This is a genomic window from Cohnella rhizosphaerae (assembly GCF_029525575.1).
GTDB classification, from domain to species: Bacteria; Bacillota; Bacilli; order Paenibacillales; family Paenibacillaceae; genus Cohnella; species Cohnella rhizosphaerae.
Genome location: NZ_JAPDIA010000003.1, coordinates 1997189 through 2012652, shown reverse-complemented (window position 1 = coordinate 2012652; position 15464 = coordinate 1997189). Strand labels below are relative to the sequence as shown.

At 59.9% G+C, this 15464-nt stretch carries 7 protein-coding genes; all 7 read right to left on the bottom strand.

What is annotated here, in order from left to right; genetic code table 11:
* Positions 1-118: 118 nt before the first annotated feature.
* The 7 genes from OMP40_RS14600 to OMP40_RS14570 all read right to left on the bottom strand — a co-directional run bounded on the left by OMP40_RS14600 (position 119) and on the right by OMP40_RS14570 (position 15327).
* The gene (locus OMP40_RS14600; RefSeq protein ID WP_277532276.1) at positions 119-1129 is read right to left on the bottom strand and encodes an NHL repeat-containing protein; all 1011 of its coding nucleotides are present in this window, start codon (positions 1127-1129) and stop codon (positions 119-121) included.
* Positions 1130-1172: 43 nt separating this feature from the next.
* Positions 1173-6398 (bottom strand): S-layer homology domain-containing protein, encoded by a 5226-nt coding sequence (locus OMP40_RS14595; RefSeq protein WP_277532275.1) that lies wholly within the window; start codon positions 6396-6398, stop codon positions 1173-1175.
* A 133-nt stretch (positions 6399-6531) separates the two neighbouring features.
* Complete coding sequence (locus OMP40_RS14590) at positions 6532-7665, bottom strand: response regulator (RefSeq protein WP_277532274.1); 1134 nt, start codon at positions 7663-7665, stop codon at positions 6532-6534.
* On the bottom strand, positions 7662-10400 hold the full coding sequence (locus tag OMP40_RS14585; protein ID WP_277532273.1) for a hybrid sensor histidine kinase/response regulator: 2739 nt from the start codon (positions 10398-10400) through the stop codon (positions 7662-7664). The genes OMP40_RS14590 and OMP40_RS14585 overlap by 4 nt, the downstream gene beginning before the upstream one ends.
* The gene (locus OMP40_RS14580) at positions 10282-10785 is read right to left on the bottom strand and encodes a hypothetical protein (RefSeq protein WP_277532271.1); all 504 of its coding nucleotides are present in this window, start codon (positions 10783-10785) and stop codon (positions 10282-10284) included. The genes OMP40_RS14585 and OMP40_RS14580 overlap by 119 nt, the downstream gene beginning before the upstream one ends.
* Before the next feature lie 218 nt (positions 10786-11003).
* On the bottom strand, positions 11004-13943 hold the full coding sequence (locus tag OMP40_RS14575; RefSeq protein ID WP_277532270.1) for an RCC1 domain-containing protein: 2940 nt from the start codon (positions 13941-13943) through the stop codon (positions 11004-11006).
* The gene (locus OMP40_RS14570; RefSeq protein WP_277532269.1) at positions 13903-15327 is read right to left on the bottom strand and encodes an RCC1 domain-containing protein; all 1425 of its coding nucleotides are present in this window, start codon (positions 15325-15327) and stop codon (positions 13903-13905) included. The genes OMP40_RS14575 and OMP40_RS14570 overlap by 41 nt, the downstream gene beginning before the upstream one ends.
* Between the last annotated feature and the right edge of the window lie 137 nt (positions 15328-15464).

Sequence of the window (15464 nt, the reverse complement as noted above, 5' to 3'; positions counted from 1 at the left end):
GCCGCCGTTGCCGTCATAGACGAGAGCCGCCCTCAGCGTAGAGATATTGCCCGCTAAATAGTTGGTTCCGTAAACATAGCCGGCGCTGTCGCCCGCGACGTCAAAAATTTGATAGAGGTTAGATGCATTCGAAAGGATGCCGATCTCCGTCCAATCCCCCGGAGCCGCCGCCGCTTTCGAGCTTCATGACTTTGGATACGCCCTGGAGCCCTGCCATATTCGCTGCCCATACGTTATCGTACCTATCGATACCGATTCCGTAAGCCATAAACGGAATCGCAGCGCTCGGGGAAGACGAAGACGCAGGCGTAATATCCGTCCAATTCGTATCGCCCGCTGCCAGCTTGAGAACCTGATACGGACTCGTCGTGCCGCTGCTCTGGTTCATTTTCATATTGGTGATAAAGACGTCTCCCGCGCTGTCGACTGCGATATCGATCGGATATGTGACAGCGCTCGTCGCGATATCCGTCCACGTCGATTGGGCTTGACTCCATTTCCAAATGCGCGGCGTAACGGTCGATTGGGTGTCGGATTTGCCGTCGATCACATATACGTTGCCTTGCTTGTCTACGTCGACGCCCATGGCATACTTCAATCCCGGCGGCGTGATCGACTGCCAAGCGGTGGTATCGTGAGTCAACTTCAACAGTCTGGCTGTATTGGGGGTCGTGTTATTAGAAGTACCCATCGACCAAGTATTGTCGGCAACGTATACATCCCCGGCGTCATTCACCGCGATGCCGATCGGCGTCGTCACGCCGGAATCGTACGTAATATCGCTTGACGTTTGGCCGTTATCCGACAGCTTCTCGATTTTTCCGGAATGAAGAGAGCTGCCGCTGCCGAGGGATAACGGAGACCGTACTTTGGAGATATAAAAATGATCGGCATTGTCGATGTCCATAAACAACGGAATGTAGATATCCCCTGGATTCGTAGGAAGCTGAGGCGGATACAATTGATACGCGGGATCCGTATAATTCACCCACGTGAGAGAACCGGTGTAAGCCGGAGCCTGCGGCGTCGGTCTGGCATACGCTTTGCCGCCTCCCCATCCGGACGGCATCAGCAGCGTGACGGCCAGCAAGCTTGAAAGAATTCCCCATTTTTTCGATTGGTTCGTCATAGATTTCATCGTTGTCTCCTTTTTTATTGAGCGATATCCTTCCTTAAATCAACCCGGAAGCTTGCAGAAGTCTTTGAATCACGGTTGCAACCTCGGCCCTTGTAATAGATGCCTTCGGCGCAAGCAAGGCGGTACCACGTCCGGACACAAGGCCGGCCTGCACGTTGTCTTGAACGCCGCTTCGCGCCCAGCCGGACACGTCTGACGCATCCTTATACGACCGAAGCATGGCATCGTCCGATTGCGCAGGCAGCTTCGCCCTCAGTCCGGTGATCGCCATCGCCCTGGACACAATCGCCATGGCCTCTTCCCGCGTAATCTCGTCGTTCGGCCGGAAGGTGCCGTCCTCGTAACCGCGAATCAGTTCATATGCGGATGCCGCGTCGATCGCGCCGCCGAACCAATCCGATGCCTTCACGTCGGAGAATGCCGCCGTTCCGTTTTCCAGCTTCAGACCCAATCCGCGTACAACAATGGCCGCAAACTCGGCTCGGGTGATCGCGCGATCGGGACTGAACCGCCCGCCTCCCGTACCGTCGATGACCATCCGCGATCCCATGTCGTTAACGGCGGCTTTCGCCCAGTGATTCGCGACATCGGAAAATTCGAGCGGATGCCAAACGACCGCGTACGTGCTGTTGGTTAAGCTGTTGATTTTCGCATAATACTTGCCATCGACAAGCACGATCTTGGTTGGCACGTGCCGAGCGGTTCCGTCTGCGTCAACGACGACGCCCGTCGTGATGCGATCCGGGTCGATACCGTCCGGCAAAGCCGCCATGCGCTCGACGTAGACGTTAAAAAGCTTGACTTCGACCGTTTTCCCGCCGTAAGTGCCCGACACCGTGTAATCAACCGCAGGCACGACAACGGAGAACTCGCCCTTCGCAGCCGCGTTTTCGACGACCTTGGCCATCGTGTCCGGCGTCTGGGCAATCGTGACTTTAAACTGAATATCCTCCAGCTTCACGCCGCTGCCGAGCTTGCCGGCCAATGCGTCGATGTCGATCTCCTTCGCAGGCAGCGTGTACGTTCCTTTGTCCGTCTGCAGAACGAGCGTCGCCGAGAGGCTCTCCATGTTTTTAATCATCCGGCCGTTCAACTCGCCGACAACCACGTTCGACGCCGACTTGACCGGAATGGTGACGACTGCGTTCGCGCCCTCCGCTTCCAGCTTCGCCTGCAGCTTGGCCGGATCGACGGCGACCGTCGTCGTCTTGACGCCGCCCGATTCGGTCGTCGTCGCTTTGCCCGCATTTTCAACCTTGCCGTTAACCAGCACGTCGACCGATTCTTCCTTCGGACCGCCAACTCCCGTCGATCCCTCGTTCGAAGGCTGAGGAGCCGGAGGCTCCGCGATGACGATCGCTGCCGCTTGGCCAAACTTCACGACTTGGCCATGCCCATCCACCTCTGCTACGCCGATCTTGTCGCCGTTCGCTGCCGGGATGATCCGATCGTTCGGGACGTTCGCGTAGCCGCTAAGCGTGTCGCCGACATGCGGTACGATGACATTGCCGTTGCCGAAATTGAAGTACACCAGCCGATGCTCGTCGTTGACGGCCGGCGTTACCGTTATCAAGGTTTTGCCGTCATGGTCCGCGCCGCTTGGGTCCGTGACGGTCACCGTCAAACCGCCGGCCGGAACGGAAACGTTCGTCGTAAAGATCAATGTCGTCGACGGTCCCGCCGGCACGGAACCGCTGGCCGCTACCCTCACCTGAACCGTGTGCTCGCCGCTCAGCAGCGGCATATTGGTACCGTCGTAGCGAACGTAAGCGTCCCCGTCGACCGAGAACTCCATTGTCGTATCCAAGCCGACAATCGTGTTTTTAACATCGTCGGCGCTCACTTCAGGAGCCGCCGGCAGGATCGCATCCGAATCATGGATGGTTACTTGAGCGGGGATGGAAGCGAAGTCCGACTCCGTCGCAGCCACCCGTACATCGTAGCTGCCCGGCGCCAGACCGATTACCGACGTCCCGGTCACTTTTGTCCATGTTTCGGCATTTCCTCCCTTGAACTCCATCCCGATATTTAATTGGAGAATCGAACCGTTATTCGCTCCGTTATAGGTGACGTCCGTCACCGATATATCGACCGGAGCTGCCGGTCGCGCAGGCAGACTCAACGTCTGCGCCGCGCTGTCGGTCGTCGTCGTGCCGTCGCCCTTCTTCACCACGTTCACGGTCGAACCCAGCCAGCTAGGGTCGATCGCCACCTTGCCGCCGCCGTCCGCCGTCACCGGCGTTCCGTTGACCGTGTAGGCCGCGTTCGGCGCCAGCTCTGTCAACTGCTCCGCCGCATAGTCGACCTCCGTCTCCGGCTTCGTCTCCGGCGTCGCGTTGAACGCCGCGATCGTCACCGTTTGCGCTGCCGACGCGAAGGACGAAGACGTCGCTTTGACGCGCACGACATACGTATCCGGTGCAAGTCCCGTTACGCTCGTGCCGGCGACGCTCGTCCAACTGCCGGCCGATGCCTTTTTGTATTCCATCTGCGACGTCACGTTCGTCAGCGTGCCGTTGCTGCCGCCAATGACGCTCTCGTCCGTCTTGCCCGCTGTCGGCGTCGCCGGTCGTGCCGGCAGACTCAACGTCTGCGCCGCGCTGTCGGTCGTCGTCGTGCCGTCGCCCTTCTTCACCACGTTCACGGTCGAACCCAGCCAGATAGCGTCGATCGCCACCTTGCCGCCGTCCGCCGTCACCGGCGTTCCGTTGACCGTGTAGGCCGCGTTCGGCGCCAGCCCTGTCAACTGCTCCGCCGCATAGTCGACCTCCGCCTCCGGCTTCGTCTCCGGCGTCGCGTTGAACGCCGCGATCGTCACCGTTTGCGCTGCCGACGCGAAGGACGAAGACGTCGCTTTGACGCGCACGACATACGTATCCGGCGCAAGTCCCGTTACGCTTGTGCCGGCGACGCTCGTCCAACTGCCGGCCGATGCCTTTTTGTATTCCATCTGCGATGTCACGTTCGTCAGCGTGCCGTTGCTGCCGCCAATGACGCTCTCGTCCGTCTTGCCCGCTGTCGGCGTCGCCGGTCGCGCCGGCAGACTCAACGTCTGCGCCGCGCTGTCGGTCGTCGTCGTGCCGTCGCCCTTCTTCACCACGTTCACGGTCGAACCCAGCCAGCTAGCGTCGATCGCCGCCTTGCCGCCGCCGTCCGCCGTCACCGGCGTTCCGTTGACCGTGTAGGCCGCGTTCGGCGCCAGCCCTGTCAACTGCTCGGCCGCGTAGTCGATCTCCGCCTCCGGGGTTGGTTCGAGCGGCATCGCGATGACCGTAATCGTCGCGGTCCCTTTCTTGCTGCCGTCAACCGTTGACGTTGCCGTGATCGTATAGTCGCCAGGCGCGGCATCCGCGGCGGCCGCAACTTTGCCCGCGCCGTCCACCGTCACCTTGCCTCCGGCGTCGCTGCTCGTCCATTTGACCGTCGTCATCACGCCATCAAGCGCGTCTACTACAGCCGCAAGCTGCTTGCTCCCTCCCTGCGATACGGATGCATGGTCCGGAGTGATGCCTACGCCGGTTATGGCCGGAGGTACGGGATCCGATTGAACGATAGTCCCATTTTCGCCGCCCGCGACATAGGTACCGTCCCCGTAAGCGACGGCAGTTAGATTGTTTGTAATGCCGCTCGTTCGGCTCGTCCAAGTTGCTCCGTTGCCGGAGGTTAATATCGTTCCGCCTGCGCCTGCCGCCACATATAGGCCGTTTCCGTAAACGATGCCGCTGAGTTGATTCGCAGTGTTGCTCGTCCGGTTCGTCCAGCTAACTCCGTCAACGGAAGTTACGATCGTCCCGTTTTTCCCTACTGCCGCATACAAATCGTTGCCGTAAACGACGCCATTGAGCGGATTCGCAGTGCCGCTCGTCCGGCTCATCCAGCTGATGCCGTTGCTGGAGGTCACAATCGTTCCGTTGTTCCCGACCGCTATATACAGGCCGTTGCCGAAGGTAACGCCCGTCAGATTATTGGCAGTGCCGCTCGTCCGGCCGGTCCAGTTCACGCCATCGACGGAGGTTACAATCGTTCCGCCCGCGCCTGCCGCCACAAAGATGCCGTTACCATAGGCGATGCCGGTTAGTTGACTCGAAGTGCCGCTTGTTCGTTTCGTCCAGTTCACGCTATCGTTCGAAGTTATAATCGTACCGTTTAGTCCCACCGCCACATACGAATCATTTGCGTACACGACTCCATATAAATGATTCGGCGTGCCGCTCGCTTGCGCGGTCCAGTTCGCTCCGTCGCCGGAGGTTATAATCGTTCCGCCTGCACCTACCCCCACATACGTATCGTTTATATAGGCGAGCCCCAGAAGTGAATTTAGCGTACCGATCATCCGGTCCGTCCAGCTTGCTCCGTCCGGCGAGGTCAGAATCGCCGTTTCCCCTACCACGACATACGTCCCGTTACCGTATGTAACGCCGGTTAGCGTAATCGTCGTGCCACTGCTCCGGGTGGTCCAGCTCACTCCGTTGGCGGAGGTTAAAATCGCGCCATTGTGCCCTACAGCCGCAAAATTTCCGTTATCGAAACTAATGCCGGCAGCACTAAGGGAATTGGTCCCGCTCTTGCTCCAGAGCACGCCATCGTTTGAGAATAATGTTCTTCCTTGATCTCCCAACGCTACGAACCGACCGTCCCCGAATGCGATGTCCGTTAGCGAGGACGTATAGCCGCTCGTTTTTTGCTGCCAGGTCACGCCATTATCTGAAGAGGTAATAATTAATCCGCTGCTGCCCGCCACCGCATACATGCCGTTGCCATAGGCGACGTCATATAAAATATAGGAGGTGGAAACGCCGCTCGTTCGGCTCGTCCAGTTCACGCCGTTGGTGGAAGTCACGATTTTCCCGCTGTTCCCGACCGCCACATACAGGCCGTTTCCGTAAGTGATCCCGGCAATGTTCGTCGTAAGTCCGCTCGCCCGGCTCGTCCAGCTCATTCCGTCGGCGGAGGTGAGGATCGTTCCTCCTGCACCGACCGCGACAAACAGGTTGCTTCCCCATATGACCTTGTTCAATATATTCGCGGTGCCGCTCGCTTGGCTCGACCAGCTCGCGCCGTCGCTTGAGGTCAAAATCGTTCCTTTGTTCCCTACCGCGACGAAGGTACCGTTTCCAAAAGTAACGCTCGTCAGTATATTGCCAGTCGGCAACGGGCTTCGGAGCGTCCACGTGTCGATAGAACCTGCGAACGCATACTGAGGAATTTGAGTCATGATCAAAAATATGACGGTCGCGATCGATATCCAACGTCTAATCATTGTTTTCTTCACTCGCCTTCATGCTGGTAGTCGCCATGGTGTCATTATAGCGGGAGCGATGTTGCAAAATTGTTGCAAAACAAAAAGGAACCCGCCCCCCGGATGGCTGGAGCAGGTCCCATCATACTAGCGTTCAACTTGTTAACTCGCGAAGCAGCGCGCGCAGCGTCTCGCCCGGCAAGGCGCCCAGCTCGATACGAACGAATTCGGCATACGCCTCGTAGTAGGCGGCCGCCCGCTGAGGACCGCCGATCCGGTCATGCAGCTTCATGGCTGCTTCCCGCAGCGATTCGTCGTAAGGGTCGTGCTCCACGAGCAACTCGGCCAGCAGCAATGCCTTGAGCGGCTCCGCATCGGTACGTTCGTAATACGAAAGCAGTCTCTTGCCCAGGTGCAGAAAATACAGGCGATACTGCTTGCGGTAAGGCTCGCACCAGGCACCGTCGAACCCTTGCAGGAACGGTCGGCTGCAGCGGTGAACGAGCTGCTCGATAGGCGCCTGGCTGACTGGATCCGGCTCGACGGCTTCCAGCACGAACAGCTCCAATTCAACCGCGTCTACGCCGAGCTCCTCTTCGGGCAAAACCAGCCTGTAGCCGTTTTTGACGGAAGCGAGCGCCATCCCCGAGCCGCCATCCCGTAAAGTCTTGTTGATTCTGCTGACCGTGCTGCGGAGATTGATGCCCGCCTTTTCCTCATTCTGGCTCGACCAGAGCGCCTCGAACAGCTCCCACTTGCTGACTTCCTTCTCCCAGGGCTGCAGAAGCATATAAGCGAGCAGCTCCGCGCACTTGGAAGTGACCCAGCGAACCGGTTCCGGGCCGTCGTCCAAATAGAGCGCGAACGGGCCGAACAATTCAATGGCAACCGTCCGTCGACCGCCGCTGCCGACAGCGTCCGCGCGATGCCGCCGTCTATTTTCGACCCGTTCCAGCGAACGCCGCAAGTCCTCTTCCATGACCGGCTTCAGCAAATAGTCGAGCGCGTTCACCCGGAACGCATCGATGGCGTACTGATTGTGGGCGGTAATAAACACGACCTCCATGTCGAGCTTGTCCGCATATATCCGCTCCGCAATCTCAAGTCCGTTCAGCTCCGGCATTTCGATATCCAAAAACAGCACGTCCGGCTGCAGCGCCTTCGCCATTCCCAGCGCTTCATGCGGATTCGCGCAACAGCCCAGCACGGCTACGCCGGCGCTCGCCAGCATCCTGTCGATTTGCTCGGCGACCAATGGCTCGTCGTCTACGATAACAGCTCTCATCATGCTTGGCCTGCCTCTCCGTCAGCGTCCGCCTCTCCCGCCCATGTACGTGAAGGAATCAAGAAAGCGACCGTTGTCCCCTTGCCCTGTACGCTCTCGATCCGCAAGCCTTGCCCATATTCATTCATCAGCCGCTTATGGACGTTGATCAAACCGATACTGCCGCCCATTTGCTCCGGCTTCAGCAGCCGGCTCGATTGCGCTTCGCTCATGCCGACCCCATCGTCCTGAACGGCAATCCGCAAGCCCTCCGGCTCCGGCTTCGCCCGAATGACCACCGTGCCCCCCGACAACCGCTTCATAATGCCGTGGCGAATCGCGTTTTCGACCAGCGGCTGCACGATCAATGCCGGAATCTGCGGCTCTGACCCGACATCCACGTCCCACTCCACGTTCAGGCGTGCGCCGAACCGCGCCTTCTCTAACTCGACGTAGGATCTGGCAAGCGATAGCTCACGCTTCAATCCGACTTTGGCGTGACGGGGATCAAGATCGAAGCTGAGCCGCAGATAGTTGCTGAATTCCCCCAGCAGCTTGCCCGCCCGCGCGCCGTCGCTGTAGCATAACGAGATCAGGCCGCTGAGCGCGTTGTAGACAAAATGCGGCTTGATCTGCGACTGCAGAAAAAGCGTCTCCATACGAATAGCCTGCTCGACCGCCTCCTTTAATTGAAGCAGCGTCTCCACCCGGGCCAGCAGCTCCTTGCCGCTGAAGGGCTTGACCAGGAAATCGTTGGCTCCGGCCTCGAGTCCCATCGCGACATCGGCCGGCGAGCTGCGCACCGTCAGCAGCAAGACGGGCAGCTTATAAAGCGGGTGCTCGGCACGAATGCGCCTGCACACCTCGTACCCGGAGAGCTCGGGCATCATCACGTCGAGCAGAACGAGCGACAGATCGCCGCGATGCTGCCGGATCAGCTTAAGCGCGTCGGCTCCATTGCTCGCCGCGAGAAGGCGATACCGGCTGGACGCAAACAACTCTTGCAGCACCTTGATATTGGAAGCATCGTCATCCACCAGCAAAATCTTCACCTTGCCGGATGGCGCCGCCTCATGCGTCGGCGTCTCTTCCGTTGTCTTCGGGCTCATCCCGGCTAGCGGCTGCAGCTCCGTACCGGCAGCGAGTTGTGCCTCGGCGGCCCCCGTTTCCCTTTGCGCCGCATCCGCCTCCGGCAGCCGCAGCTCGAATACGGATCCTTTTCCCGGCTCCGAGCGCTTCAGCGCCAGATCGCCTTTCATTTGCAACGCAAGCGCCTTCGAGATCTTAAGTCCCAGGCCGGACGATTGGAATGCCGAACCCGCCGGTTCGCCTTCGCTTGCATAAGCGTCATCCTTGAAAAGCCCCTGCTGCCGCTCTTCGCTTATCCCGGCGCCGGTGTCCGCAAACGTCAGATACAGCCAGCCCTCTCGAGACTCGGCGGCGATCGAGACGCTTCCTTGCTCCGTATATTTCAACGCATTGCCGACCAGGTTCACGATAATCTGCTTCAGGCGGTCCTCGTCGGTGAACAGATAACAAGTTCCCGGAGGCACCCGATTGATGAGCCGTACTCGATCGTTCTTGCGCATGTACTTAAGCGCTTCGAGCGTCCCCTGCACCGTGCCGCCGATATCGAAAAGCCGGTCGTGGAACGCCAGACTGCCGCGCCGCAAGCTCTGAAAATCGATAATGTCGTTGACCAGCGTAGAAAGGCGGTTCGCCTGGCCGATGATGAAATCCAAATTTTCGCGATGCCGCCTCGTTAGCCCCGAGCCGTTCTGATCGATGACGACCTGCGCCAAATTAATAATGCCGTGGAGCGGCGTCTTGAACTCATGCGACGTGTGGACGAGGAATTCGTCTTTCTGGCGATCGTAGGCAATGAGTTGCTCGGCCAATCGCTCGTTGCGCACGAACGCCTCGCGAGCCCGGTCCGACATCAGGAACGATTGCGATAGAACGAGCAGCAACGGCGTGACGATCATGTAGAACGGGTTGTCCAATGCCAGTTGATAACGGGTCTGCGCGTAGATCCAACTGATGACAAGGAAAAATAAACCCGACAAAATATAGTAAACATGAACCCCGCTGTTCCGGTAACGGAAAATCCGGCGAATAACGAAAACGAAAGCGGCGATATGAAGGACGATCCCCAGCCAAAGAATATGAACCAAATACGCGTTCGGAATGGCGACCAACACGATCAGAAAGCCAAACGAAATCCGGCTCCACCACTTAAACTCCCGGCCTCCCTTATCGTCGAGATACAGATAAACATAAAGCGCGAACGACAAGATCGATATATAAGGCAGGATAAAGAGCATCTTCTGCAAAAATAGAAAGGAAATCTCGGGAAACATGGACGCCATGACGATCTCGTTGTCAAAGCTGAAGAACAACCCTAACGACAGACAGAACAGACTGAAAAAGAAGAGATAGGGCTCCTTCTTCCATTGCTTGAACGTTCCCGCGAAATAAATGCCGAATACCAGCATCGTGGTGATGACGATCATATCCGCCAGGCGGGCATTGTCTCGTCTGGCCCATACATCGTCCATCAGACCGAATTCCGGCGCTTGCACCAGCCCGCCTTCCATATAGCGATAGCTGGCGATCTGAATGAGGATCTCGACGGTACCGTTATCCGCTTTGATCGTACCGATAAACGGAAGATTGCTCGGCACGAACCGATCCGCCGACTGAGCGGGCTTGCCGCTGCCGCCCAGGTCCGCCCCGTTCATATAGATGCGGCTGGACAAGCGAATCTTTTTTGCCTCTGAAGCTATAAAAATTCGGGTCGCTCACCGCGATGCGCAGGCGATACGTCCCCGCGCCGTACCCGCCGCCGGAGGACCCGGAACGCTTCCAGCCCCCCGGCACGCGAACGATTCGGCGCTCTGCCTCGAGCGCCTTGCCATTTGCTAGAAAGTCCTGCGGCGTCAGCAGCTTGTTCTCGTAGAACTCCCACTCTCCGCGCAGCGGTACGATCCCCTGCTTCGCAAAATTCCATTCCCTGGCGTCCAACGCCCCATCCCGCGCTTCGGGATACTGGAACGTAGGATTGAGCCATTCATATATAAACAGCGACGACACGACGGCAAATACCCCGATCATGCCAAGCAATACCGTCAATTGTTTTCGCATGGCGCCCGTTTCCCGTTCCATTTTCATCGCCCACCGATTATGCCGCCTTCTTTTTTTAACGTCTCATCGATAATATTCTCCTTGATTCGACAAATCCCCTTCCTTTAACGCGATTTGCCGACAATGCGGCTAATGGATCGAAATTTTCGCTCCACAAAAAAAAACAGGGCTGCCCAGATGCCGGCATTCACCGGCTCTCTGGACAGCCCTTTCCTTACTCAAGACTTGCGGGCATCGTCTAAATATCTCAACAATGCGACGATCGTTTCCGCGCGCGTGACATATGCGCCAGGCTCAAAACGGTTGCCGCCGCGGCCGCTCATGATGCCAAGCTGCGTCAGATCAATGACCGCCTCTCTTGCCCATGGCGGAATCGCTTCTTCGTCAGCGTATGCGGCAGGCGCGGCGGAGTCTTTCGGCTCGGATTCCTTGTTGCCGTTCAGCGCATAGACACGGCGGAGCATAACAGCCAGCTCCGATCGCGTCAGCCGCTCGGCCGGACGGAAGGTCCCGTCTTCGTAGCCGGACATCAGTCCGAGCGCCGCGACTTGGCCGACGGCTCCGGAAGCCCAGTCTCCGATCGCGCCGGCATCGCGGAAAGCGGATGGTGCGGCTCCGGCTCCGGTATTGCGCTGCAACGCGCGAATGAAGATCGCAGCGATCTCCTGTCTCGAAACGTTCGCGTCCGGCCTGAAGGCGCCATCCGCATAGCCGGTGACGATACCGAGCGCGACGGCACGTTCTATAGCCGCCTCCGCCCAGTGACCGGTTATATCGAAAAGAGAAGGGTTGCCGGACGAGCCGGGGGCCGACGCAGGCGTCGCCGCGTTCGACGGCGCCGACATCGTGCCGCTGCCGACGGCATTGATCGCCTGCACCGTAAACGTGTAGGACACGCCCGCGCGCAGTCCAGTCACCGTGATCGGGCTGACGCTGCCGGTCGCCTCCACGCCATCCGGCGACGATACGACCCGATAGCCGGCGATCGCGCTGCCTCCATCGGCGGCCGGGGCGACGAAGCTCACCGTCGCCTCCTTCACGCCAGCAGTCGCCGTCACGCTCGTCGGCGCGCCAGGTGCCGTGGCCGGGGCCGGCGATGGTGTCGGCGTGGCCGGCGATGGTGTCGGCGTGGCCGGCGGCGCTTCTGGCGTCGCCGCATTCGACGGCGCCGACATCGGACCGCTGCCGACGGCATTGATCGCCTGCACCGTAAACGTGTAGGACACGCCCGCGCGCAGTCCAGTCACCGTGATCGGGCTGACGCTGCCGGTCGCCTCCACGCCATCCGGCGACGATACGACCCGATAGCCGGCGATCGCGCTGCCTCCATCGTCGGCCGGGGCGACGAAGCTCACCGTCGCCTCCTTCACGCCCGCCGTCGCCGTCACGCTCGTCGGCGCGCCAGGTACCGTGGCCGGCGGCGATGGCGTCGGCGATGGCGTCGCACTCGGCGTCGGTGTCGGCGTCGCACTCGGCGTCGGTGTCGGCGTCACACTCGGCGTCGGTGTTGGCGTCGCACTCGGCGTCGGCGATGGCGTCGCACTCGGCGGCGGCGATGGCGTCGCACTCGGCGTCGGTGTCGGCGTCGCACTCGGCGTCGGTGTTGGCGTCGCACTCGGCGTCGGCGATGGCGTCGCACTCGACGTCGGTGTAGGCGTCGCACTCGGCGTTGGCGTCGGCGTTGCGCTTGGCGTCGGCGTCGGAGAGCCGTCCGTGACGTCTACGACAAACGGCTGCGGCGCGCCCGCGCTGAACGTAAAGGTCAGGTTGGCGGAGCCGACGGCCAGCCCCGACAAGTAGCCGCGGTATATCGTGACCGTATTTCCCGTCAAAGCATAATCCGTCCCCGCCTGAAGCGCCGTGCCGCCGTTCGCAATTCCAGTCAAGGCATTGCCGTTCAAATTCAACACGACGGCGATATCCGTTTGGTTGGGCGTATATTTGTCGAAGGGAGCCTGCGACGGGCTGATCGCGCTGTCGCGCGCCGGACGCGGCGCGATCGTCAAGACTGCGTGCATCGCTCCCGCCGCGACCGACTTCACGTAGTAGCCGTCCATCGCGGCGATTTTTTCCGGCACCAGACGATTCGCGGTATCGCCATGTCCCAGCTGGCCCTGATCGCCGAGCCCGAACGAATAGACCTGGCCGTCATTCGTCGTAAACAACGAAAAATCCCTTCCCGCCGCAATGGTGGCTGCGTCCTCCGCGCCGGCAACGACCGTCGGCACATTTAGACTTGCGGTATTGCCCTGGCCAAGCTGGCCGCGACTGCCGCTGCCGACGGCGTACACCTTTCCGTCTTCGGTCAGCAGCAGCGCATGCGTTGCGCCTGCGGCGACCGCTTTAACGGGCTTGTCCATCGCTTCGATCAATGTCGGCACGTTGGTGTCCGTCGTATGCCCGAGCCCCAACTTTCCGCTTTGATTGCGCCCGAACGCGTAGACGTCTCCGTTGGCCGCGATGAGCAGCGAATATTGTTCGCCGGCCGCGATCGCTTTGATCTCGGGAATGCCGGGAATCCGCACGAAGCTGGAGCTGGACGCCGTCTGTCCAAGCCCCAATTGTCCGTATTGGTTAGAGCCGGCTGCGTAAACCTCTCCCGCCACGGACAGCAGCAGCGAATGATCCATCCCCGTTGCGGCCGCGGCGATCGGCGGCAAGTATCCAAGCCGCACCGGTATATTTTGCGTCGTGCCTGCACTGAATCCCAGTTGACCGTTCGAATTGACGCCAAACGCATAAACATCGCCGTCTGCCGACACGACGAGCGTATGATAATAGCCGGATGCGACGCTTTTCACCGGGATGCTCTGCAGCGCGCTTACCGGCTGCGGCACATTCCGATCGCCCCCGCCGCCGATTCCCAGCTCGCCGTTGGCATTCCAGCCTCCCGCATACAACTTGCCTTCCTCCGTCAGCCAAAAGGTAAAGCCGCTCCCGGCGGCTGCCGCCGTAATGTAGCCCGGCGCATTCAGCGCGGTCGGTGCGGCCCGGTCGGCTGAATCTCCCAGTCCCAGCTGACCGTATGCATTGTCCCCGAACCCGAAGGCGCGTTTTTCCTTGCTCGCGGTGTATATGACCGACAAGTTCAGCTGTTCCGTCGGTCCCTGATCGAACTCAAAATGAAGCGACGCCGCGCCGACGCTCAGCGTAGCCAAATAACTTTTTTTTGACGATCGCCGTCGCCCCGCCGTCCTCCAGCACATAATCCGTCCCCGAAACGAGCTCGGTCGCGCCGTTGCGTATGGCCGTCAGCGCATTCCCGTTCAGCTCCAGCGAAACGGCGATGTCCTGCTGTTCGCGTTCATACTTCTCGAAGGTCGCCGCGGTCGGCGAGACAAGCGACGCTAAACTGCCCGATATAAAAGTAGAATACGTCCCGCCTTCGATGAATTGAATGTTCCACAGTCCTTTAATGCGCTTTGGCGCAAGCTGCGATTCGGTGTCCCGGTCGCCAAGCTGGCCGAATGCGTCGTAGCCGAAGGCATACAACGCGCCCTCCTCGTCCATCGCAAACGAATGATACCCGCCCGCCGCGATTGTCGCAAGCTTGGGGAGGCCGGCCACCTTCGTTGGCACCGAGCGATCCAGCGTATCGCCCAGTCCAAGCTGCCCAAAGCCGTTTAGCCCGAAGGCGTAGGCCTCGCCGTCCTCCGTTAGCAGCAGCGCATGCGAACCGCCTGCCTCAATCTGCCGAATCCGTTTATTTTCCGCATCCAGCGCAGAGATCCGCACAGGCGTATAGCGGATCTCCGCTTCCCCCGCCCCGCCGAGGCCAAGCTGTCCGTTCACGCCCAGGCCAAAAGAATAGACGTCGCCGTCCTCCGTCAGGAGCAGCGAGAAGTCCGTGCCCGCGCTAATGGCCGCTATAGGCGGAAGTTGCGCAAGCTTGGTCGGCACCGCAGCAGAAGAGACGGCTTTTCCAAGTCCTAGCTGACCGAAGTTATTGCTTCCGAATCCATATACTTCCCCGGTCACCGTCAGCACCAACGAGTGGCTGCCGCCCGCCGCTAAGGCCTTGGCGGGAGGAAGGCCCGCAATCTTGACGGGGGCGTTTAAGGAATTGGCATTCCCATGCCCCAGACGCCCGTCCGCGCCGAGACCGAACGAATAAACGTCGCCGTTACCCGTCAGTACCAGCGAGTGGTTTCTGCCCGCGGCCGCCGAGACCGCATCCGCGATCCCGGCGATCGCCTCCGGCGCATGGCGCGTCGAGGTGTCGCCAAGTCCCAATTGGCCGTAAGTGTTGTTGCCGGCCGAGAAAACATCGCCGCCTTCCGCCACGAACAACGTAAAGTTGCTGCCGGCGGCCACGGCCTGCACCAAGGCGCCAACATCGACCGCTGCCGGAACGGTTTGATCGTTCGTATGCCCAAGCCCCAACTGCCCCCGGTCGTTTTGTCCGAGGGCCAACAAAGAGGTCGCTGCCGCGCTTGCATCCGGCGGAGCGGCTTTGGCCGTATCGGATAACGACTGCAAAGGCTGAAGCAGCCCGATCGCAAGCGTCGCGGCCAGCAGTCTGGCCCACATGGCGCGTATCATCGTCCCCCCTTTTTCCGCGAATCGGATATCGATAACCCGGATCTCCAATCAAAAGCAATGCCGTTCGCTCCTCTCCTCACCCTCGCATTTTGTCGATTTAGGATACTATTCAACACCGTCGTTTCATTTCCTTGCCC

Coding starts and splice junctions, on each gene's coding strand:
- OMP40_RS14580 (WP_277532271.1), bottom strand. CDS start 10,785: ATGCGAAAACAATTGACGGTATTGCTTGGCATGATCGGGGTATTTGCC.
- OMP40_RS14600 (WP_277532276.1), bottom strand. CDS start 1,129: ATGACGAACCAATCGAAAAAATGGGGAATTCTTTCAAGCTTGCTGGCC.
- OMP40_RS14590 (WP_277532274.1), bottom strand. CDS start 7,665: ATGATGAGAGCTGTTATCGTAGACGACGAGCCATTGGTCGCCGAGCAA.
- OMP40_RS14570 (WP_277532269.1), bottom strand. CDS start 15,327: ATGATACGCGCCATGTGGGCCAGACTGCTGGCCGCGACGCTTGCGATC.
- OMP40_RS14595 (WP_277532275.1), bottom strand. CDS start 6,398: ATGATTAGACGTTGGATATCGATCGCGACCGTCATATTTTTGATCATG.